At 70.0% G+C, this 21,567-nt stretch carries 21 protein-coding genes; 15 read left to right on the forward strand and 6 right to left on the reverse strand.

Features of this window, described 5'->3' with window-relative positions; all coding sequences use genetic code 11:
* Positions 1-5: 5 nt before the first annotated feature.
* Positions 6-743, forward strand: a complete 738-nt coding sequence (locus tag ACYVC6_RS03205) for an SDR family NAD(P)-dependent oxidoreductase (RefSeq protein ID WP_460710894.1) — start codon at positions 6-8, stop codon at positions 741-743.
* Between the two features lie 17 nt (positions 744-760).
* Here the strand turns inward: ACYVC6_RS03205 and ACYVC6_RS03210 are convergent, their stop codons facing one another.
* Positions 761-961: a ferredoxin gene (locus ACYVC6_RS03210; RefSeq protein ID WP_460710896.1), complete on the reverse strand. Its 201-nt coding sequence runs from the start codon at positions 959-961 to the stop codon at positions 761-763.
* Positions 958-2,253, reverse strand: coding sequence for a cytochrome P450 (locus ACYVC6_RS03215; RefSeq protein ID WP_460710898.1), 1,296 nt, complete (start codon positions 2,251-2,253; stop codon positions 958-960). The genes ACYVC6_RS03210 and ACYVC6_RS03215 overlap by 4 nt, the downstream gene beginning before the upstream one ends.
* Before the next feature lie 260 nt (positions 2,254-2,513).
* On the opposite strand from ACYVC6_RS03215, the gene ACYVC6_RS03220 reads away from it, so the two are divergent.
* From ACYVC6_RS03220 to ACYVC6_RS03235, 4 genes are all read left to right on the forward strand, one after another.
* On the forward strand, positions 2,514-4,073 hold the full coding sequence (locus ACYVC6_RS03220) for an aldehyde dehydrogenase (protein WP_460710900.1): 1,560 nt from the start codon (positions 2,514-2,516) through the stop codon (positions 4,071-4,073).
* A 103-nt stretch (positions 4,074-4,176) separates the two neighbouring features.
* Complete coding sequence (locus ACYVC6_RS03225; protein WP_460710902.1) at positions 4,177-6,123, forward strand: oxidoreductase; 1,947 nt, start codon at positions 4,177-4,179, stop codon at positions 6,121-6,123.
* Positions 6,124-6,154: 31 nt separating this feature from the next.
* On the forward strand, positions 6,155-6,622 hold the full coding sequence (locus tag ACYVC6_RS03230; protein WP_460710904.1) for a nuclear transport factor 2 family protein: 468 nt from the start codon (positions 6,155-6,157) through the stop codon (positions 6,620-6,622).
* Complete coding sequence (locus ACYVC6_RS03235; RefSeq protein WP_460710906.1) at positions 6,622-7,647, forward strand: NAD(P)-dependent alcohol dehydrogenase; 1,026 nt, start codon at positions 6,622-6,624, stop codon at positions 7,645-7,647. Before ACYVC6_RS03230 ends, ACYVC6_RS03235 begins: the two co-directional genes overlap by 1 nt.
* Here ACYVC6_RS03235 and ACYVC6_RS03240 read toward each other — a convergent pair whose 3' ends face one another.
* The 3 genes from ACYVC6_RS03240 to ACYVC6_RS03250 all read right to left on the reverse strand — a co-directional run bounded on the left by ACYVC6_RS03240 (position 7,648) and on the right by ACYVC6_RS03250 (position 9,981).
* Entirely contained in the window at positions 7,648-8,433 is a 786-nt protein-coding gene (locus ACYVC6_RS03240) for an SDR family NAD(P)-dependent oxidoreductase (RefSeq protein ID WP_460710908.1), read from the reverse strand.
* Positions 8,434-8,494: 61 nt separating this feature from the next.
* Positions 8,495-8,839: a hypothetical protein gene (locus tag ACYVC6_RS03245; protein ID WP_460710910.1), complete on the reverse strand. Its 345-nt coding sequence runs from the start codon at positions 8,837-8,839 to the stop codon at positions 8,495-8,497.
* A gap of 119 nt (positions 8,840-8,958) precedes the next feature.
* Positions 8,959-9,981 carry a phosphotransferase family protein gene (locus ACYVC6_RS03250; protein ID WP_460710912.1) on the reverse strand — a complete coding sequence of 341 codons (1,023 nt, stop codon included), beginning with the start codon at positions 9,979-9,981 and terminating at the stop codon, positions 8,959-8,961.
* 188 nt (positions 9,982-10,169) lie between these two features.
* Here ACYVC6_RS03250 and ACYVC6_RS03255 point away from each other — a divergent pair, with 188 nt between their 5' ends.
* The 3 genes from ACYVC6_RS03255 (at position 10,170) to ACYVC6_RS03265 (ending at position 13,268) form a co-directional block, all read left to right on the forward strand.
* Positions 10,170-11,504, forward strand: a complete 1,335-nt coding sequence (locus ACYVC6_RS03255) for an FAD-dependent oxidoreductase (protein ID WP_460710914.1) — start codon at positions 10,170-10,172, stop codon at positions 11,502-11,504.
* Positions 11,505-11,580: 76 nt separating this feature from the next.
* Positions 11,581-12,561, forward strand: coding sequence for an LLM class flavin-dependent oxidoreductase (locus tag ACYVC6_RS03260; RefSeq protein WP_460710916.1), 981 nt, complete (start codon positions 11,581-11,583; stop codon positions 12,559-12,561).
* Positions 12,558-13,268, forward strand: coding sequence for an SDR family NAD(P)-dependent oxidoreductase (locus ACYVC6_RS03265; protein ID WP_460710918.1), 711 nt, complete (start codon positions 12,558-12,560; stop codon positions 13,266-13,268). The genes ACYVC6_RS03260 and ACYVC6_RS03265 overlap by 4 nt, the downstream gene beginning before the upstream one ends.
* Before the next feature lie 32 nt (positions 13,269-13,300).
* Here ACYVC6_RS03265 and ACYVC6_RS03270 read toward each other — a convergent pair whose 3' ends face one another.
* Positions 13,301-13,864, reverse strand: coding sequence for a TetR/AcrR family transcriptional regulator (locus tag ACYVC6_RS03270; protein ID WP_460710920.1), 564 nt, complete (start codon positions 13,862-13,864; stop codon positions 13,301-13,303).
* Between the two features lie 286 nt (positions 13,865-14,150).
* Here ACYVC6_RS03270 and ACYVC6_RS03275 point away from each other — a divergent pair, with 286 nt between their 5' ends.
* From ACYVC6_RS03275 to ACYVC6_RS03305, 7 genes are all read left to right on the forward strand, one after another.
* Positions 14,151-15,329 (forward strand): sugar ABC transporter substrate-binding protein, encoded by a 1,179-nt coding sequence (locus tag ACYVC6_RS03275; RefSeq protein ID WP_460710922.1) that lies wholly within the window; start codon positions 14,151-14,153, stop codon positions 15,327-15,329.
* An 88-nt stretch (positions 15,330-15,417) separates the two neighbouring features.
* Positions 15,418-16,305, forward strand: a complete 888-nt coding sequence (locus ACYVC6_RS03280) for an SDR family NAD(P)-dependent oxidoreductase (RefSeq protein WP_460710924.1) — start codon at positions 15,418-15,420, stop codon at positions 16,303-16,305.
* Between the two features lie 9 nt (positions 16,306-16,314).
* Positions 16,315-17,145 carry a mycofactocin-coupled SDR family oxidoreductase gene (locus ACYVC6_RS03285; protein ID WP_460710926.1) on the forward strand — a complete coding sequence of 277 codons (831 nt, stop codon included), beginning with the start codon at positions 16,315-16,317 and terminating at the stop codon, positions 17,143-17,145.
* On the forward strand, positions 17,145-18,731 hold the full coding sequence (locus ACYVC6_RS03290) for a sugar ABC transporter ATP-binding protein (protein WP_460710928.1): 1,587 nt from the start codon (positions 17,145-17,147) through the stop codon (positions 18,729-18,731). The genes ACYVC6_RS03285 and ACYVC6_RS03290 overlap by 1 nt, the downstream gene beginning before the upstream one ends.
* On the forward strand, positions 18,728-19,840 hold the full coding sequence (locus tag ACYVC6_RS03295; protein ID WP_460710930.1) for an ABC transporter permease: 1,113 nt from the start codon (positions 18,728-18,730) through the stop codon (positions 19,838-19,840). The genes ACYVC6_RS03290 and ACYVC6_RS03295 overlap by 4 nt, the downstream gene beginning before the upstream one ends.
* Positions 19,837-20,658 carry a tyrosine-protein phosphatase gene (locus ACYVC6_RS03300; protein ID WP_460710932.1) on the forward strand — a complete coding sequence of 274 codons (822 nt, stop codon included), beginning with the start codon at positions 19,837-19,839 and terminating at the stop codon, positions 20,656-20,658. The genes ACYVC6_RS03295 and ACYVC6_RS03300 overlap by 4 nt, the downstream gene beginning before the upstream one ends.
* On the forward strand, positions 20,655-21,542 hold the full coding sequence (locus tag ACYVC6_RS03305) for an SMP-30/gluconolactonase/LRE family protein (RefSeq protein ID WP_460710934.1): 888 nt from the start codon (positions 20,655-20,657) through the stop codon (positions 21,540-21,542). Before ACYVC6_RS03300 ends, ACYVC6_RS03305 begins: the two co-directional genes overlap by 4 nt.
* Positions 21,543-21,567: the final 25 nt, after the last annotated feature.

A 21,567-nucleotide genomic window follows, 5' to 3' on the forward strand; every position in this document is an offset into this window, starting at 1 on the left:
GGTGCGTGGGCAGGACCGCCCTCGTCACCGGCGCGGCGGCGGGCATCGGGGCGGCCATCGCCCGTCTGCTCCACCGGGAGGGGGCCGTCGTCCACCTGGCCGACGTCGATCGGGATTCGGGCAGGCTGCTGGCGGCGGAGCTGGGCGACCGGGCTTCGTTCGTCGCCCTCGACGTGACCGACGAGGCCGCGTGGGAAGCGGCCGTCGGCGAGCTCGAGAAGGGCGGGTCCCGGCTGACGACGCTCGTGAACTGCGCCGGCGCAGCTCTGAGGCGACCGATCCTCGAGACCACGGCTGAGGACTTCCGCCGGATCCTGGACCTCAACCTGACCGGCACGTTCCTGGGCCTCCGGGTCGCCGGTCGCCACCTCGCCGACGGCGGGTCGATCGTCAACATCTCCTCGCTCAACGGCGTGCTGCCGACCGCCGGCCTCGGCGCCTACGTCGCCTCCAAGGCGGGGGTGTCCGCGCTGACCCGGGTCGCCGCCCTCGAGCTCGCCGAGCGAGGCGTCCGGGTCAACGCCGTGAGCCCGGGCAGCATCGACACGGCCATCACCGATCGCCCGGACTTCGCCGACGTCGACTGGTCCGCCTACCTGCGGACGATCCCCTTGGGCCGCCGCGGTCAGCCGGACGAGGTGGCGCAGGCCGTGCTCTACCTCGTCTCCGACGACAGCGCCTACGTGACCGGCGCCGAGCTCGTCATCGACGGCGGCATCGCCGCCGGGCGTCGAGCCACCTGATCCCTGACCTGGTCCGGTCAGTCCTCCAGGATCGTGATCGCGCTCTCCGGGCACGAACCCGCAGCGTTGCGCGCGTCGTCGACCTGGTCGGGGGGTACGTCGACGATCTGGCCGCGGGCGGTCACGAAGCCCTCGTCGTCCTCGGTGAGCAGGTCCTCGGCGAGGGTGTAGCAGCGGCCGTGCCCCCGGCACAGCGTGGCACTGAACTCGAGCTTCATGCCGACACCTCCCAGGTGAGCGGGAGGCTGAGCAGGGTCATCATGGCGCCGCCGCCGCGCTCCATCAGGGGGGTCTTCGTCGCCACCTCGAAGTCGGGGATGACCTTCAGCCACTCCTCGACGGCCACTCTCATGACCATCCGGGCCAGGTGGGCCCCGAGACAGCGGTGCGGTCCGCCCGCGAACCCGAGGTGGTTGTTGGCCTTGCGGTCCACGATGAACTCGTCGGGCCGGTCGTAGACCCGCGGGTCCCGGTTGGCTCCGGAGACCAGGCCGTAGACCATGTCGCCCTTGCGCAGCGGGCAGCCGTGGAACTCCGTGTCCTGGGCCACCTTGCGGCCGTCACCGAAGATGATCGTGTAGAGGCGCAGCGACTCCTCGACCGCCGACGGGATCAGCTCCGGTTCGGCCACCAGGCGGCGCCGGTCGTCCGGGTTCTCGGCGAGGTGGCGGAAGAGGTAGCCCAGCTGGCCGCGCGTCGTGTCGAGGCCGGCGAGGACCAGCACGGTCAGGATGTCCAGGATCAGGTCGTCGCCCAGCGGGGCGTCGTCCACGGTCGAGTGCAGCAGCAGTGACACGAAGTCGTGCTCCCGCTGGTCCGTGTCGTCCTGCCGAGCCGCGAGCACGTCGATCCAGTACTGACGGATCGAGCCCAGCGCCGCACCCATCGCCTGCTGCTGCTCGAGGTCGCCGCCGAAGCCGGCGAAGAAGTCCTCCACCCACGGGACGAACAGGTCGGCATCGGAGTGCGGGACGCCGATGATCTCCAAGAAGATCTCGGTGGGCAGCCGCATCGCGAAGTCGGTGATGAAGTCACACTCGCCGCGCCCCGCGAGGTCGCTGACCAGCCGCCTGCCCATCTCGTGGGCCTGCGGGGCGATCCGGTTGACCGCGTTGGGAGCGAACCAGCGGCTGATCAGCTGGCGGTACTTGCTGTGCTCGGGCGGGTCGATCTGGGTGGGGACGAACCGGTAGGCAGGCTCGGGGTCCCAGGGCGTGATCGACTCGCTGGAGAAGATCTCCGGGTGCTGGTACATCTCCCGGACCTCGTCGTACCTGGTGAACATCCAGTAGCCCTGAGCGTGGCTGTTGAGGAAGACCGGGCTGGTCTCGCGCAGCTCGGCGGCCTTGCGCCAGTGACTGCCGACCTCCAGGGGAGGAGAGGCGTCGACGTGGACCACGGGACAGCCGCTGGGAACCCGCCCGGAGAACCGAGACGGGACCTCTGCCGGGACCTCTGCCGGGTCCACCGGGTCGGTCGACGCCCCGCCGACGGGTGCTGGGTCGGTCATGGTCATCGTGTGCTCTCTCCCTGCGAAGGCGTCGGCGGTGACCGGCGCACGAACTGAGTTCGGTTTGGGTCCGAGTAGCCTCGACTGTAACGCCGGTCACGCGCCGGTGACAAGACCTTCGAGAGACCTCGACCCAGGAGCGGATCTGCCTCTTGTGGTCGGCGTCACGATGTTCTAAATTGAATCGAACTTGGTTCACTTCGGGGATCCGAGAGCACAGCGGGCCGAGGGCCCGAACCCATCAGTGAAGGGTCACCCCAATGACGCAATTCGACCACCAGGACTTCTTCATCGACGGCGCCTGGCGCCGGGCCGAGACCGACGACCGGTTCGACGTCGTCTCACCCCGGTCCGAAGAGGTCATCGGACACGTCCCGGCAGCCTCGCGGGCCGACATCGATGCCGCCGTCGGCGCCGCGCGCCGGGCCTTCGACGAGGGTGAGTGGCCGCGGCTGAGCCCGGCCGAGCGAGCGGACTACCTGACGCGGATGGCCGACGCCATCGCCAGGCGTCAGAAGGAGCTCGCCGAGCTGATCACCGAGGAGCTCGGCTGCACGCTGTTCCTCTCGCAGGTCTACCAGGTCGTCTCCCCGGTGATGAGCCTCAACTACAACGCCGAGATCGGCCGCGGCCTCGTGACGGAGGAAGTCCGGCTCAGCGACCTCGGCCCGCTCGCGGCGAGCTCCGAGGGCGGCAGCATCATCCCGATGGCCGGCGCCAGCCTGGTCGTCCAGGAGCCGGTCGGCGTCGTCGCCGCCTTCCCGGCCTACAACTTCGCGTTCCCCGCAGTCCCGCAGAAGGTGGCGCCCGCACTGATCGCCGGGTGCACCGCGGTCGTGAAGGTGACTGAGCCCAACCCGCTCGCCACCTTCATCTACGGGGACATCTGCGCGGAGGTCGGCCTGCCGCCCGGGGTGATCAACATCGTCGCCGCTCGCGCCCCCGAGGCCGAGTACCTGGTCCGCCACCCCGGTGTGGACATGGTGAGCTTCACCGGGTCGGTGCAGACGGGTTCACGCATCGCCGCCGCCTGCGGCGAGCTGATCAAGCCGTGTGTGCTGGAGCTCGGCGGCAAGTCGGCGGCCATCGTGCTCGACGACGCCAAGCTGGAGGACGCCCTTCCGGTGCTCATCGGCGCCAGCGTCGGCACCAACGCCGGCCAGAGCTGCGTGGCCCTGACCCGGCTCGTCGTCCCCGCCGCCCAGTACGACGACTACGCCGAGGCACTCGTGGAGGGCTTCCGGTCGCTGAAGATCGGCGACCCCATGGAGGCCGACACGGTGATCAGCCCCTTGGTCACCGAGCGTCAGCGGGCCCGCGTGGAGGAGTACGTCGAGCTCGCCCGCAAGGAGGGCGCGACGATCGCTACAGGTGGTCGCCGGCCGGCCGGCCTGGACCGGGGCTGGTACTACGAGCCCACCCTGGTCACCGATGCCGACAACACGATGCGGGTCTCCCGCGAGGAGATCTTCGGCCCGATGGCCTCCCTCATTCCTCACCACGGCGAGGAGGACGCGATCCGGATCGCCAACGACAACGAGCTCGGCCTCTCCGGTGCGGTGTTCACCGCCGACGACGCGCACGGGTTCGAGGTCGCCCGCAAGATCCGGGCCGGCACGTACTCCGTGAACACGTTCGCCGCCGACCTCGGCTCGCCGTTCGGTGGCTACAAGAAGTCGGGTATCGGTCGCGAGCACGGGCCGACCGCCTACCAGGAGTTCCTGCACTACAAGACGATCTCGGTCGACCCGAGCAAGGCGCTCCCCGAGGCCGTCACCGCCGGCGTACGCCGCGGGACCGGACCCGGCACGGCGGCCTGACCAGGCTCCGCGCCGGCCGGCCCCTCCCGAGACCCGGCCGGCGCGGCACCAGCAGCACCTCGTCGCCCCAGACCCAGAAGACACCCGTCCGCAGGAGCAACTGATGGAAGACAGCTACCCACACGTCTTCTCGCCGTTCCGGCTCGGCGGCTTCGACCTGCGCAACCGGCTCGTCGCGCTGCCCGCAGGCACGAGCCTCGTTGAGCACGGCGTCCCGACGCACCGCGACGTGGAGCACTTCGAGCGCCTCGCGCAAGGTGGCGTGGGGTTGGTCGTCGCCGGCGCCATGGTCGTCCATCCCACGTCCGCGCTGCGGTCGGGCAAGCTGGTCGAGGCCTACCAGGACGCCGTCGTGCCCGCGATGAAGGAGAAGGCGGACGTGGTGCACCGGCACGGTGCGCGCCTCGTCGGGCAGCTCGTCCACCTCGGCCGGGAGTTGATCGGGGGCGAGTCCGACCAGGCACCCATGGCACCGTCGTCGATCAAGACACCGAGGGATCCCTACCCGCCGCACGAGCTCACCGTCGCGGACATCGACGCGATCATCGAAGGCTGGCGGGTCTCCACGGACAACCTGGTCAAAGCCGGCCTCGACGGCGTGGAGATCCACGCCGCGCACGGCTACCTGCCTGCACAGTTCATGTCGCCGCTGACCAACCGGCGCACCGACAGCTTCGGCGGCTCGTTCGAGAACCGGATGAGGTTCCTCCACCTGGTGATCGAGGCGATGCGGTCGGTCAGCCCGGCCGGGTTCGCGCTGGGTGTCCGCCTCAGCGGCGAGGAGGACATCCCCGGAGGCATGGGCATCGAGGACTGCGTGCGGATCAGCGAGGACCTGGCCGCGCTGGGCGTCGTGGACTACTTCAGCATCACCCACGGGACGCGCGGAACCTACGTGAAGGACTCGACCGGTCCGGATGCGGTGGCGGTCCCGTCCGCGTCGCGGGTCCGCGCCGCCACGGGCCTCCCGACCCTGGTGGGGCAACGGATTCGCGACGTCGGCACCGCGGAGCACGCCATCAAGGCCGGGCACGCCGACCTGGTCGGCATGGCGCGGGCCCTCATCGCCGACCCGGACCTGCCGGTCAAGTCGCAGACCGGGCGGCTCGACGAGATCCGAGGCTGCCTGGGGATCAACCAGGACTGCCGCGCCTTCGACCCGCACCTCCACTGCGCGGTCAACGCCGAGGTGGGGCGCGGGCGACCGGCGACGGTCGGGGTCCAGGTGACCCGCCCCAAGGAGATCTACGTCATCGGCGGTGGTCCGGCCGGCCTCGAGGCCGCGCGCGTCAGTGCCGGACGAGGCCACCGGGTCACGCTGTTCGAGCGTGACACCGCGCTCGGAGGGATGGTGCGGGTCGCGGCGGCCTCGCCCCACCGCGCGACCTTGATCGACATCGTCGACTACCTGGAGCGGGAGACACGCCGGCTCAAGGTGGACGTCAACCTGGGAGCCGAGATCGCCCCGGACGACCTCGAAGAGATCCGGGGGCTCGCCGACCACGTCGTGCTCGCGACCGGGTCGAAGGCGGCGCCGCTGCCTTCCACGCTGCGCTCCCGGCCGACGGCCACCGTCGAGGACGTCCTCACGGGCACCCTGCCGCTACCCGGTCCCGGACCGGCGGTCGTGTACGACGAGGGCGACGGCTTCTGGCCCGCCTACAGCGCCGCCGAGGCGCTGGCCCAGCGGGGCTGGCAGGTCATCTTCGCGACCGCGATGACAGCGCTGGCACCTCGCGTGCCCCACGAGAGCGTCGGTCCGCTGCTGAGGCGGCTGGGCGATGCCGGCGTGGCCACGCACGTCGCCACCCGGCTCGTCGTCCCGGACGACGCCGCGCGGCCCGCGGCGCTCCGTCCCGTCTTCGGTGGCGCCGACCTCGAGGTCCCCGAGCCCGCCCTCCTCGTCTGGCACCAGCCGCGGATCGGTGACGACGCGCTGATCCGCGGCGCACGCCCCAGCGACTCGGAGACAGCGATCGGGGACTGCGTGACTCCCCGGCGGATCGGCCACGCGATCGCCGAGGGCTACCGGCTCGGCGCGACCGTCTGATGCACATCCAGCGAACAGGAAGAGACCGACCATGACCACTGTCGAGGAGCGCCTGCTCATCGAGGACACGCTCTACCGCTACGCATCCTGCATCGACTCGGCCAACCCGGACGGCCTCGTCGACGTGCTGCACCCCGACCTCTGGGCGCAGTACGGCAACGCCGACCCGGCCGAAGGCGCCGACACGGTGATCGGCTGGATCCGGGACGCGACCAAGACGTGCGTGTGGCAGCACCACCTGCTGAGCGTCTACCACGTCGACGTGCAAGGTGACCGGGCGACGGCGCTCGTCTACCACACGTCGTACCAGAAGTTCGAGGGCGACGACGACGTCTGCCTGCTCGTCGGCCGCTACCACGACGAGCTCACCCTGCACGAGGGCACCTGGAAGATCTCGCGCCTGGTCTTCGAGATCATGTGGGGCGAGCGCCGGGCCGACACCGCCGGCTACCTCGCCTCCGTCGGCGGCCGCGGCCCGCAGGTGCCGAACTGGCCGTGATGTCGGCGTACCGCCTGCCGGACTGGGGCGGGACGCTGGAACTCGTCGAGGTGCCGGTGCCTGTGGCGCGCGGGCGGGAGGTGCTGCTCGAGGTGCGCGCCGTCGGCCTGTGCCACTCCGACCTGTTCGTGATGACGTGCCCTGCCGGCACGTTGCCCTACGAGCTGCCGCTGACCCTCGGGCACGAGGTCGCGGGCCGGGTGGTCGCCGTCGGCGAGGACGCCGACCCCGCGCTGGTGGGTCGCGACGGGGTGGTCCACGGCGTCTGGTCGTGCGGGTCCTGCCACAACTGCCTGCGCGGCCGGGACAACCACTGCGTCGACCTGCGCGGCCGGGTGGGCTGCGGGCTGGGCCGCGACGGGGGGCTCGCCGACTACGTCCTGCTGCCCGACGAGCGCCACTTCGTGGCCGCCGACGGCGTCCCGCCGGCAGTCCTCGCCCCTCTGGCCGACGCCGGGCTCACGGCCTACCACGCGATCCGCTGCGAGCAGGACGCGCTGGTGGGCGACTGCACGGCTCTCGTCATCGGGGTGGGCGGCCTCGGCCACCTCGCCGTGCAGATCCTCCGCGCGACGACGTCGGCCCAGGTCGTCGCCGTCGACCCACGCTCCGAGGCCCGCGAGCTGGCCACGGAGCTCGGCGCCCACCTTGCCGGAGCCACGGTCGAGGAGGCCATGGCCGGCGGCCGGGCCGATGTCGTCCTCGACTTCGTCGGCTCCGACGACACCATGGCCGCCGGAGCCTCGGTGCTCCAGCCGGGCGGACGCTTGGTCGTCGTCGGGGGTGCGCGCGGCAGCATGGCGGTCGGCAAGGGACTGGCGCTGCCCCTGGGCTGGGGCGTCAGCGCGCCGTTCTGGGGGACCCGAGCGGACCTGGTGGCCGTTGTGGAGCTCGCCCAGCAGGGACTGCTGCAACCCGTGGTGGAGGAGGTGCCGTTCAGCGAGGTGGTCGCGGCTTATGCCCGCCTGCACGAGGGCGGGGTGACCGGGCGGCTCGTTGTGCTCCCGGACAACGGGCCGCGGTGATCACCAGGGGCTCGTCCCGCCATCCACGTTGATGAGCGCGCCGGTGATGCCGGCCCCGGCGGGGCCGGCGAGCAAGGCGGCGACCGCGGCGACCTCCTCGACCGTGTTCAGCCTTCCGATCATCGCCTGACCGGCGTACTGCCCGAGGAACTCCTCATAGCTGATGCCGGCAGCCTCGGCAGCCAGGCGGCCGCCGACCGCCATGCTGTCAGTCTCGACGGCTCCGGGGCAGATCGCGTTCGCGGTCACACCGCGGGCGCCGTACTCCACTGCGACGGCCTTCACGAACCCGTTCAGGGCGTGCTTGCTGGTGATGTAGTGGCCGATTGCGGGCTGGCTGGCGCGCTTGCCCTCGACCGACGAGATGCAGATGATCCGCCCCCATCCGCGTTCGAGCATGCCGGGCAGGGCTCGTCGAGTCGCCCAGAACGCGGAGTTCAGCGTCCAGTCGAGCGCCCGGTTCCAGGCCGCGTCCGACAGCTCGTGGATCAACGCGAACCCGTCACACCCGCCGGTGTTGTTCACGAGGATGTCGAGCGCCCCGAATTGCTCGACGGACTGGTCGACCAGCTTCTCGACCTGGTCCTGCTCGAGCGCGTCGGCCGCCACGAAGTGCGCGCGATCGCCCGCATCCAGCTCCTTGAGCGCCAAGGCGCCCTTTTCGTGGGATCGTCCGCTCAGGACCACTGAGGCGCCCTCGGCGAGGAACTCCTCGGCGATCGCCCTGCCGATGCTGCGCGTGCTGCCGGTGATGAGCGCAACCTTGCCGTCCAGCTTCTTGCTCATGCCGCTCCTTCGAGGTGACGTGCGCTTGTGGCGAACAGAGACATGTGGCTCTGCGTGTGCGTCAGGTGCGTCCCTTCGCCTCGAAGTCGCCCACCACACGGGAGAGGCGTTCGAAGCGACGCGCGTGAACCTGGAACACCTGGTCGATGAGATCGGTGTCCGAGTGACGGTACGAGACATCGGAGACCGCGGAGAGCAACGCACCCGCGGCCTCGTACTGGCTGAGACCTTCAGCTGCGTCGAGGCCCGCCGGCCACGCTTGCTCGTAGGAATCGATGGCTTCGCGCAGATCAGGGTCGTCGGCGTGCAGCGCCAGGGCGGTTCTCGAGAGATCCTCGATCTCCCGGATGCCGGCAACGAGCCCGCGTGGCTCGTTCTCGAGGCGCCGCTCGATCACACCGGTCACCTCGAGGGCAACCTCGAGCTGAGCAGCCGACGCGCTCTCGGGGTGGTCGCGGAGGTCGCGAAGAAGGGAGCTCACAGCATCCAGCAGCTCAGCGCTGGTGGGTCGGGTGAACATGCGGGTCAGCCCCTCGACAGTTGTTCGTGACGCTTCATCGCGTCGAAGATGATGCGCGCCATCCCGGGTGAGACCTGGGCCATGTAGGCCGATCCGACGGTGCGCGACTGTCCTGTCGAGAGTCGCGCGAGTCGCGCGAGGCTCCCGAGGTAGCAGTCGGTCGACCCCAGGACGAGGAAGTACATGAGTGCCTTCTCGTCGATCGCCTCGACTGGGAGCTCGGCCACCTTGCAGTAGTTCGCGTAGAAGCTGTCAGGGTCGCTACCCACGAGGTCCGGAGGTTGAGCCACTGCGGCCAAGGCCATCCAGCCGAGGTCCTCTCGGGGATCTCCCACGTGGGCCAGCTCCCAGTCGACCGCCATGTACTCGTCGTCACTGGTCACGATGACGTTGGCCGGATGGAAGTCGCCGTGCACCAAACCCAGCGGGACAGGTTCGGGCCTGTTGGCGTCGAGCCAGGAGGCTACGAGCCTCAGGAACGGGTCCGGAGCGAGTGCTTGTCGTTCTGCATCGAGCCACAGCTCGATCCGGGAGCCGATGTAGCTGTCCCAGTCCCGGTGGCGGCCAAGTCGAGATGGAAGCTGCTCCGGGCGCACGCGATGCAGGGATCCCAGCAGCTCCGCCAGGCGTGAGGCCATGGATGGGAAGTCCTGCTGCTCCGACCGCCGAGCGATGGACAGGAGACTCTCGCAGTCGACATGAGCCATGACGATCGCGGGGCGTCCGAAGTCCGACCCGTCGCTGTCGAACCAGAGCGGCTCGGGAATGGAAACCGTGTCGAGCCCGTCCAGGGCGGTCAGCACCTCCCACTCGTCAGATCGGCTCGTGGGGAAATGGACGTCGATCGGATCGGGATCTGACCGATACACGTACTTCGACTCCACGCCCTGACGTTCCACCGTGACGGTGTACATGACGCGACTCCACCCGCCGCTGAGGGCCTGCGCGTTGGTGACATGGACGGACTCGGGATCGTCGGAGCGAGCCCGGATGAACTCCTGAAACCTTGACCTCAGTTCCGCAGACACGTGGTCACCTCTCGAGTCGACGTGATCGGCGTCCGATGCATCGCGTTGTGAGGGCCGTCACTGCGACGAGTATCGCACCAGAGGTGAACTGAGTTCAAGTATTCCTCCGTAGGAATAGAGGCCGAACACTTGAACCGAATTCGTTTTCCGGGCTAGCCTGCGAACCACCTCAACGCAAGGGATCGTGGATGGCACCCGACGTGGATCTTCTGGTCATCGGCGGTGGCATGGCGGGGTTGACCGCCGCGGCCAGTGCCGCACACAAGGGGATGTCAGTCGTGCTCATCGAGGTCGGAACCGACGTGGGGGGTTCCGGACGATACGCGGGGTACATCTGGACCGCGCCGACACGGGAAGTCATGGAGGAGCAGAACCCGCATGGGGTTCGCGAGTTGCGCGAGGTCGTCGTGGACAACTTCTCCGAGGCGGTCTCCTGGATCGACTCGACCGGCGTGGAGGTCGACCGACCGCAGCGGATCCTCCCCTTCGGAATCGGGCACAAGTTCGACACGAACCACTACATCGACACCTGCCGCAAGCTGGTCGAGCAGGCGGGCGGCCAAGTCTGGCTACGGGCCGCAACCTCAGAGCTGCTCGAAGCCGACGGTGTGATCGGCGGCGCGCGGGTGACAACTGCCGACGGACGGTCACACGAACTGAGGGCCCGACACACCCTGCTTGCCACCGGCGGCTTCCAGGGAAGTACGAAGCTGCGTGAGGAGCTCGTGGGCCCGGGGGCGGGCAGTCTCCCAGTGCGTTCGAACCCGAACAGCCGCGGTGGTGGCGTGGAGCTGGCGCGATCTGTCGGCGCCGCGGTCGGGTTCGAGCGAGCCGGCTTCTACGGGCACCTGGTCCCGAGCGGCATCCCCTTCGCGGACCCGGCCGACTTCATCGACCTGTCGCTGTACTTCAGCGAGCACGCGCTGCTGTTCAATCTCAGCGGCGAGCGGTTCGCCGACGAGACCCTCGGGGACCACCTGACCACCATCGCGTTGTCGGAGCAGCCCGAAGCACGAGGGCTCCTGGTCTTCGACAGTCGGGTCCATCGCACCTGGAACGCGTCGGCGTATGTGGAAGGCGCCGACGTTCTGGACAAGTTCGCGCTGGCCACCCGCCGTGGCGGCCGCACCGGCGTGGCACGGACGATCGACGAGCTCGACCTGCTCCCCGAGGAGTGGGGGTACGACGGCAGCAGGATCCGAGAGGCGATCGAGCTCTTCAACACCAGGGCCGGAGCCGGTCGGACACTCACCCCCGGGCGACACCTGGACGCCGCTCCGCTGGATGAACCGCCGTTCTACGTCCTCGAGACGATCCCGGCCATCACGTTCCCCTTCTGCGGGATCCAGATCGACTCGCGAGCGCGAGTTCTTGACTCCACGGGCGCGGTCATCCCTGGGTTGCTCGCCGCAGGGTCGGACACCGGCGGTCTCTGGAACAGGGCCTATGCCGGAGGAGTCGCATCGGCCGTCGTCTTCGGCCTTGCCGCCGCCGCCACGGCGCGGACGACCGCTGGCGAGTAGCCGCTGGACGGGCACCTCTCGGCCTCAACCGTCCGGTATCGCATCCATCCTTGCCCGACCTCCAGGAGCACACACCATGCAATTCGGGTTCCTTCTGCCCAACATCATCGACCGCAGCGACCGCGACCCGTTCGGCGGCACGAGACGCCTGTGCCAGCTGGCCGAGGAGGTCGGGTTCGACTTCGTGGTCGTCGGGCAGCATCGCTTCACACCCCGCTACTTCTCGACGCCGTTGCAGGTCCTCACCGCCATCGCCGCCGTGACCCAGCGGCTGCGCCTGTGCACCGGGATCGTCATCCTCCCGCTCCACCACCCGATCGAGATCGCTGAGCAGGTCGCGCAGCTGGACGAGATCTCGGGCGGTCGCGCGGTGCTGGGCGTCGGGATCGGCTACCGCCGCTACGAGTTCGACGCCCTCGGCGTGCCGTACGAGGACCGGGTGTCCCGCACGGAGGCGGCACTCGACCTGATCCCCCGTGCCTGGACAGCACAGGGTGACGACGAGAGCGTGCCCAACCTGGTCCCGAGGCCCCTTCAGACGCCGCACCCACCGATCTGGATCGGAGCCCGCACCGGGCGCGCCATGGAGCGGGCGGCGCGGCTGGGCGACGGGTGGATGACTGGGCTCAGCAGCCCGGTGTCAGAGCTGGCCGAGGTGTCGGCGGCGTACCGGTCCGCACCCCCGGTCGAGGGACGGGGCCGCGACGTCTGCCTGATGCGCCAGTTGGGCATCGGCGAGACGCAGCAACAGGTCGAGGCCGAGTGGCTGGAGCCCGTCCTGCGCTTCTACACCGACTACTGGGACGCGGGCGCACGGGCTGACAAGGACCCGGCGATCATCTCGAAGGTCAAGGCCGGCGATCGGGTGACCCTCCGAGAGTTCGCCGAGGACCGCGCGATCGCGGGCACACCCGGTGAATGCGCCGACCAGGTGCGGCAGTACGCCGCAGCCGTCGCGGCAACACATCTCTGCGTGGTCACCCAGGCCACCGACGAGGCCGCCGCAGCCAGGTCGCTCGAACTCTTCGGCCGCCACGTCATCCCCGCCGTCCGGTGACCGACTCCAGCGAGGACTCGCCCGTCGCGATCGTCACGGGTGCGGCTGGCGGCATCGGATCGGCGATCTGCACGCTACTGGAGCACGAGGGGTGGCGCCTGGTCGCCACCGACGTCATCGAGCCCGCGCGCGAACATCCCGGCACCGTCTGTATCCAGCACGACGTCACGCAGGCGCAGTCCTGGGACCGCGTCGTCGACCGGACACTCTCCGAGCACGGCGGCCCGACTGGTCTGGTCAACGTGGCCGGCATCATCCGCAGGGCGGTGCACTGGGAGATGACCGACGAGGACTGGGCCGACGTCGTCGCCGTCAACCAGACCGGTGTCTTCTACGGCCTGCGCGCTGTGTCGCCAGTGATGCGGGCGGCCGGCCGAGGCTCGATCGTCAACATCTCGTCCGTGGCAGGTCTCACCGGTTTCACCAACTCCATCGGCTACGTCGCCTCGAAGTTCGCGGTCACCGGACTGACCAAGGCCGCGGCCATGGAGCTGGGCGAGTACGGCGTTCGAGTCAACTCCGTGCACCCCGGACCCGTCGACACCGGGATGCCGAGCGGGCTCGGACCGAAGCTGCCCATCAACCGCTACGGGCTCCCGGCGGAAGTCGCCGAGCTGGTGCTGTTCCTGCTCTCGGAGCGCTCGTCCTACTGCACCGGCGGCCAGTACGTCGTCGACGGTGGCATGCTGTCGGGCCGCTACCGGTAGTCGTCCTGAGGAGCTCTGGGAAGAACCACGGCCTACTCGAGGATGCGGAGAGCGGCGTCCGCGTTGAGTGCGCCGATCTGGTCCAGCGTGTGTGGGCCGCCCGGGCGGTACCAGCGCCACACGCCCACGACGAGCGCAAGGACCATTCGTGCCGACATCAGCGGGTCGCGCTGGGTGAACTCACCGCTGCGCACCCCCCGCGCGATCAGATCGGTCCAGGCTTCCTCGATCTCGCGGACGAGTGCGCGGGACCTCTGGCGCTCCTGTTCCTCCTTCTCCCAGGGCCTCGGCGTGCTGAGCAGATCCAAATGGTTCTGCAGGATCCGACGCTGGAGGGCGTCCCGCGGAGTGCCCTCGTACGCCGAGTGGACCGCGAGGCGAAGCGCCTCGACCGGGTCGTCCGCGACGCTCGTCACGCGGCGGAACCGCTCGAGCGACTGCGTCAGCTCGATGCGCATGATCGTCAGGAGGCAGTGCGCCTTCGACTCGAAGTAGTGGTACAGGGCCGTCTGCCCGAGCCCGACGTCGTCGGCGATCGTGGACCACTTCGTGTGCTCGTAGCCATCGCTGCCGAAGCGGTCGATTGCCGCGTCCACGATGGATCCTCGCTTGGACCGGACACTCTCGGTCCGCGGAGCCATCGACGGCTGCATGACGCTCCTTCCCGAACGTGGCCTCTGAGACCGACGGCTGGGCCGGCCCCCACGGGGCACTGGAAACAAGTTGGATTCACTTCAGGTATTTATCATGAGAAATACTTGACCACAACGGTTCGGAAGGTGTTGGCTTGCGATCGCTGCTGACGGTGACGCCAGTCACAAGGACGTCACGGGAGACGTGCCTGTCGGCCCGCTGTCCGACCGATCCCGAGTGAGGAAGTCCATGAGAAGCAACCGCATCATCCGCCGCACGTGCGGCGCAGCCGCCGCCTTGGTGTTGGCTCTCGGCGCTGCCGCCTGCGGCGACTCCGACGACAAGTCGGGCACCTCGAGCCCGTCCAGCGGCGACGACGCCGCCGCCACCGAGGCCGCGGACGCGGCGTCGACCCGGCTGCAGGACTACCTCGTCGACCCCGGCACGATCAACGTCTCCGAGCCGTTGCCCGGCGAGCCGGCAACGGGCCGGTCGGTGCACTTCCTGGTCCTCAACCTGCCGACGACGCAGGTCGCCCAGGAGGGCATGAAGGCCGCGGCCGAGGCCGTCGGGTGGGACCTCACCACCGTCCTGCTCGACCCGACCGACGCGCAGGCCTTCTCGGCGGGCGTCGAGCAGGCGATCGCCGCTGAGGCGGACTACATCGTTGGCGCCGCGCTCTCGCTCGCGACTGCTGGTGAGGCGGTTGCCAAGGCCAAGGCGGCAGGTATCCCGGTCATGGTGACCTACGGGACAGATCCGGCCGAGGGCGCCGACGGCAACGGCGTCTACGTCTCGAGCGCAGGTCCCGAGTGGGTCGGGAAGATCTACCCGGCGGCCGTGGACTGGGCGATCGCCAAGTCCGGCGGAAAGGCCAAGATGCTCTACGTCAATGTCCCGGACATCCCGATCATGAAGGTCACCAACGACGCCAACGCCGCCCACATGAAGGAGGCGTGCCCGACCTGCTCGTACGAGGAGCTCGGCCTGAGCGTGCCCGACATGAGCAACGGGTCGATCCCCTCCCAGGTGGTGTCGAAGCTCCAGTCCGACCCGGAGATCGACTACATCTTCTTCGGGTTCGCCGACCTCGGCACCGGGGTGTACGAGGCCCTTGAGGCCGCGGGCCTGGCGGACAAGGTGAAGCTGATCAGTGCCAGTGCCAATCCTTCCGATCTCGCCGCGATTGCAAAGGGCGAGGGGATGGACGCGGGCACGCTCAACGCGCAGCCGTACGTGTACTGGATGGTCATGGACGCGATGCTGCGCCTCGACGCCGGCGAAAGCATCGACCCGGAGACGTACGCCTACGCTCCGCTGGCCGTGGCGGACGAGTCCAACGTCGGCACTGTGTTCCCGACCGACGCGGACTGGTTCGGCCCGAAGGGCTTCGAGGACAAGTTCAAGGCGCTCTGGCAGGTCGGCTGAGGCCGTCTTGCCTGGACGGGTGCGGCCGACCCCTTGGCCGGCCCACCCGTCCGGGAGCACTCTCGGACCGAGCAGGAGGTGCACCGTGATGTCACAGCCGTTGTCGGGCCGCCGGGCGATCGTCACCGGTGGGGCCGGCGGCCTCGGCCGCGAGTTCGCCGCTTCGCTGGTCCGCGCCGGCGCCCGGGTGGCGGTCATCGACGTCGCCGATGCGGGAGGTGAAGGTCAGCTGCGCAGCTTCCGGGCCGACCTGACCCGATCGCACGAGGTGACCGAGGTGTTAGACCGTGCGACCACCTGGCTGGGAGGCCTCGACATCCTGGTCAACAACGCCGGGATCGCGGCTCGCTCCACTCCTCTCGACGGCGTCGGGGGGACGACCGAGCTCTTCGGCCGTCTTCTCGAGGCGAACCTGCTCAGTGCCGTGCTCTGCGCGCGCGCTGCTGTTCCGCACCTCGTCGTCGACGGCGGCGGCCACATCGTCAACGTGGTCACCGACCACGTGCACACCTGCTGGTGGCCCGTGCCCATCGACCACTCCGAGGCGCCGGACTGCCCGTGGGCAGAACAGCCGCGTCGGCCCGGGTGGGTCGGGATGGACCTCTACGACGCCTCCAAGTGGGCGCTCTGGGGGATCACCCGCACCTGGGCGATGACGCTCCGCCCGCACGGCGTCCGGGTCAACGCCCTGTCGATGGGGGCCACCGACTCGCCGATGCAGCGCGCGCACGTCGGTCTCGCCCCCGACGACGACCTGCCTCCGGAGCTCTCCCGGGCCTGGCTCGACCCGCGGGACGTCGGCCGGGTCCTGGTCGAGCTGCTCGCCGAGGACGCGGACCGAGGCCGGTCGGGAGACAGCGTCGCGGTCTGGCCCCACCACCCGGTCGTGCTCCGCGAACCGAGCCCCGAGCTGAACCTGCCCTGGGGCTGGGACCCCACCAACGACCTGCGTGGCCGACGGCCGGCGAGAACCTGAAGGACTGTGATGAGACGACTCGAGGGAAAGGTCGCCCTGATCACCGGCGCGGGGCGCGGCATGGGGCGCAGCCACGCGATCCGGCTGGCCGAGGAAGGTGCGGCCATCGTCGCGCTCGACATCTGTCGCGACATCGACAACGCCAGCACGGGGCTGGCGACCGACGCCGACCTCGCCGAGACCGCGCTCCTGGTCGAGAAGGCCGGCGGGTCAGTGGTGACGGTCGAGGCCGACGTACGGGACCTGGCCGCGCTCCAGGCCGCCGCGGCCCTGGCCGCGGACCACTTCGGAGGGCTGGACGTCGTCTGCGCGAACGCCGCGATCGCCTCGTTCGGCCGGTCCTGGGAGCTCACCGAGGAGGCCTGGCGCGACGTCATCGACGTCAACCTCACCGGCAGCTGGCACACCGCCAAGGCATGCATCCCGGTGATGATCGAGTCCGGACGTGGCGGCGCCGTCATCTTCGTCAACTCCGTCAACGGGCTGAAGGCCGGGCCCGGCATCTCCCACTACGCGGCCTCCAAGCACGGTGTCGTCGGGCTGATGAAGAGCCTCGCGGCCGAAGTCGGCGGGCTCGGCATCCGGGTCAACTCGGTGCACCCGACGATGGTCGGGACCGCGATGACGATGAACGAGGCCGCGTTCCGTCGCTACCTGCCCGACGTGGCCGAGCCGACGCTCGCCGACATGGAGCAGCTGATGGCCGGTCGGCACGCCCTCGACGTCTCGATGATCGAGGCGGTCGACGTCAGCAACGCCGTCCTGTGGCTGGCCTCGGACGAGGCGCGCTACGTCACCGGGGTCGCCCTGCCCATCGACGCCGGAATGCTGGTCCGCTGATGGCTGCCGCAGTGCTCGGCCATGAGCGGGTCCAGGGGGACGAGCACCCCGCGGTCCGGCTCTCGAGGGTCTCGAAGACGTTCGAGACCGCCACCGTGCTCCGCGACCTCGACCTCGAGATCCGCCGCGGCGAGATCCACGCGCTGATGGGCCAGAACGGATCCGGCAAGTCGACCACCGTCAAGATCCTGTCCGGGTTCTTCGAGCCCGATCCGGGAGCGACGGCGGAGGTGGGGGGACGGCCCTTCGAGCTCGGCTCGAGCGATGCGGCGAGGGCCGCAGGACTCCGGTTCGTCCACCAGAACCTCGGCCTGGTCGACGACATGTCGGTGGCTGACAACTTCATGGTCGGGGCCACCCGTGGGGTGGGGCGGCTCCGACCGCGACAGGAACGCGCCCGGGTGGCCGCGGCTCTCGCCGCGATCGGTTTCGAGCGAGTGTCACCCAGCGCGAAGGTCATCGACCTCACGGCGCCGGAACGTACGGCGGTCGCGATCGCCCGCGCCCTCGACGACATGTCCCACGTCCCGCTCCTGGTGCTCGACGAGCCGACCTCGTCGCTGCCGCGTGAGGACGCGCGGACGCTGTTCGACGCGATGCGCCGTGTCACCGACCGCGGAACCGCGATCCTCTACATCTCCCACCACCTCGACGAGGTGCTGCAGATCGCCGACCGGGTCTCGGTCCTGCGCGACGGAGCACTCGTCGGTCAGGAGCCGATCGACGCGCTCGACCACGACCACCTGGTCGAGCTGATGCTCGGGCGCCGGCTCAACCGCGCGCTCGTCGAGCACGACGTGCCTGCCGAGCCCCACGGCGAGGCGATCCTCACCGTCAGCAACCTGACGGGCGTGGTCGTCGACGGTGTCGACCTGCACGTCAGCGCGGGCGAAGTGCTGGGCGTGGCCGGGTTGGTCGGCTCGGGGAGTGACGAGATCGCGGGGCTCCTGTCGGGGCGGGCCGATCGGGGCGGTGCGGTCAGCGTGCGAGGTCGGACCATCGCACCCGCCGACCCGGGCGCGGCGATCCGGTCCGGGCTCTGCACCGTGCCCGTCGACCGCGCGGGCCACGCGGTCATCACCGACGGCACCCTGCGGGAGAACCTCACCCTGAGCCGCCTGCGGGACTTCTGGAGGAAGGGCCGCTTCGACGTCCGCGCCGAGCGCCGCCACGTCGGGACCTGGGTCGACCGCCTCGAGGTGCGGCCGACGGACCCTGAGCGCCGGATGACCGAGCTCTCGGGAGGCAACCAGCAGAAGGTCGTCGTCGGCCGATGGCTTCGGGTCGAGCCGACCGTGCTGGTCCTCGAGGAGCCGACCCAGGGTGTCGACATCGGGTCGAAGGCCGACCTGCACGGCTGGATCGAGCGCATCGCAGCCGCCGGCACCGCCGTGGTCCTCTGCTCCACCGACACCACCGAGCTGGCCCGGCTGTCCACCCGGGTCGTGGTCATGAGCCAGGGCAAGGTCGCTCGCACCCTGGTCGGGGATGCCCTCACCTCCGAAGCGATCGAGCACCACCAACTGACGACCGGCCAGCGGGCCGCCGTACGTCCCGACACCGACCAGCCGGAGGACTCATCGTGAGCCACAACTCAGACAACCCAAGCCGGGCGCTGAGGCGACTGCGCCCGCCGAGCCTCGAGCGCGCCAGCGCCCTCTACCTGTTCGCATTCGTCATCGTGCTCTTCGGGCTGTGGATCCCGGACACCTTCCTGACCTCGGTCACGTTCCGCCTCGTCGCCGCAGACCAGGTCGTGATCGCCATCTTGGCCATCGCGATCCTCGTCCCGCTGGTCGTCGGTGCGTTCGACCTGTCGGTCGGCGCGATGCTGGCCTTCTCGCTGATCGTGCTGACCTGGCTCGAGGCGAACACAGAGCTGAACGCCGTGGTGTCCTCGCTCCTCGCGATCGGGGCGTGCGGCGTGGTCGGCTTCCTCTCCGGACTTCTGGTGGTCCGCTTCAAGGTCAACTCGTTCATCGCCACCCTCGGCATGAGCCAGATCCTCGCGGCGTCGTCCCTGTGGCTCTCGGAGAACCGGCAGATCTCGGGCGTGTTCTCCGAGCAGTTCCTGAGCTTCGGGCGCCGCGACATCGCCGGCGTCCCCATCGTGTTCGCCTACCTCATCGTGCTCGCCCTCGTCGTCTGGTACGTGCTCCAGGCGACGCCGCTGGGCCGGAACATGTTCGCCACCGGGTCCAACCCCGAGGCCGCGCGGCTCTCCGGCGTCAAGACCGAGGGGCTCGTCTGGGGCTCACTCGTCGTGTCCGCGTTGATCGCCGGGCTGGGCGGAGTGGTCTACGGCATGAAGATCGGGACCTACTCCAACTCCTTCGGCCCGCCGTTGCTGTTCCCCGCGTTCGCGGCGGTCTTCTTCGGCGCGACGCAGTTCACCCGCCGACCCAACGTCTGGGGCACCCTCGTCGCGGTCTACGTGCTGGCCTTCGGCGTCAAGGGTCTCCAGCTGGCCTTCACCAGCGGTGTCTACTGGATCACGCCGATGTTCAACGGTGTCGCCCTCCTCGCCGCGGTCACCTTGGCCAGCCGGACCGGGCTCGTCAGGCTGCGCCGCGCCCAACGCCGCAGGTCGGACCCACCGGCCCCGCCCGACGGCGCCGAGCCGGCCGGCGATCCGCCCGCGCGGCAGGAAGAGTCGGCGGAGAGCTCGACTGCTCCCGGCGGGGCGCTCCGATGACCCGGGACTGCGACACGAGGGAGAGACGGATCCCTCTGCAGGGCAGCGCCAACTTCCGTGACATCGGCGGCTACCCGACCTCCGACGGGGGCCGGGTACGCCGGGGCGTGGTCTACCGGTCGGGGTCTCTCGACCAGCTCACCGAGGCCGACGTCCCGGTGCTGCGGTCGCTCGGGGTCGACACCGTGGCCGACCTGCGCCGTGAGCCCGAGCGGGCCGAGGTGACGCCACCGTGGCTGGCGGCGTCCGGGATCACGGTGACCCAGCTGCCCATCGGGACGCGGGTGGCGCACCTGAAGTCGATCGCGACCCGGATGCTCGCCGGCGAGATCGCCGACTTCGACGCCGACGACATGATCGGCATCTACTCCACGCTGCTCACCCACTACCCGGCCGAGTTCGGCGAGGTGACCCGCCTGGTCGCGGGCAGTGAGGGGGCGACCGTCGTCCACTGCACCGCCGGCAAGGACCGCACGGGTGTCGCCGTCGCGCTCCTCCTGTCCTTCCTCGGCGTCGACGACGCGACCGTGGCCGAGGACTACGCCTTGTCGCAGGAGCACTACTCCGAGCCGCTCCTGGCGGACCTCCAGGTGCGCTTCGCCGACCTCGGCGCCGACCTCGACCGGGTCCGGGCCTTCTTCGACGCGCAGCCGGCCGTGATGCACGGCCTGCTCGCGGACCTGCGGGAGCGCTTCGGCGGCGCCGAGGACTACCTGGCCGGACCGGCCGGGGTCTCCCGGGATGACCTGGGACGGCTCCGTGACCGCCTGCTGGTCGGTCCCGCCGACGAAGACCCGGGACCGAGGGGTGACACGTGACGCGTGAGCTCGTGTTCGAGGACCTGGCGTTCGGCGAGAGCCCGCGCTGGCGGGACGGCAGGCTCTACCTGTCCGACGTGTTCGCCAAGCGGGTTCTCTCCGTCGGCCTCGACGGGAGCAGCGAGGTGGTCGTCGACCTCGACGACCACCCGTCGGGCCTCGGCTGGCTTCCGGACGGACGCCTGCTGGTCGTCTCGATGCTCGAGCGCAAGCTGCTCCGGCTGGAGGACGGCGGGCTCGTCGAGCACGCGGACCTCGGCGACCTGTGCCCCGGCGCCTGCAACGACATGGTCGTCGACGGCCAGGGCCGCGCGTACGTCGGCAACGCGGGCTATCCCTACCGCTACCGCGGCCAGCCGGTGGACGTGCGTCGCGCGACGTCCCTAGTCCTGGTCCGTCCCGACGGGCGGGCGGAGGCTCAGCCGGGCACGCTGATGTTCCCCAACGGCGCGGTCGTGTCTCCCGACGGCGGCACGCTCGTCGTCGCGCAGAGCCACGGCGCGCGGCTGACCGCCTACAACGTCGCTGCCGACGGCTCTCTCGGCAGCGAGCGGGTCTTCGCCGCGCTGCCGGCCGCCTTCGACCACCCCGACGGCATCTGCATGGACGCCGAAGGTGGGGTCTGGACGGCGCAGCCGGAGCCGCAGGCCTGTGTGCGCGTGGTCGACGGAGGACAGGTGACGCACGTGATCGACACCGCCCCCTGGGAATGCATCGCCTGCATGCTCGGCGGCGACGACGGCCGGTCGCTCTTCCTGGTGCTCGCACCGTCGCGACACGACGGCGCGAACGAGGAGTTCGCGCTGGGAGCGCCTCCGGCGCAGTCGCGGGTCGGGCGGGTGGAGGTCCAGCAGGTCGACGTCCCGGGCGCGGGGTGGCCGTGACCTGTCGTGAACAGCCATGAAGAGG

The sequence above is a fragment of the Nocardioides dilutus genome (assembly GCF_054779555.1).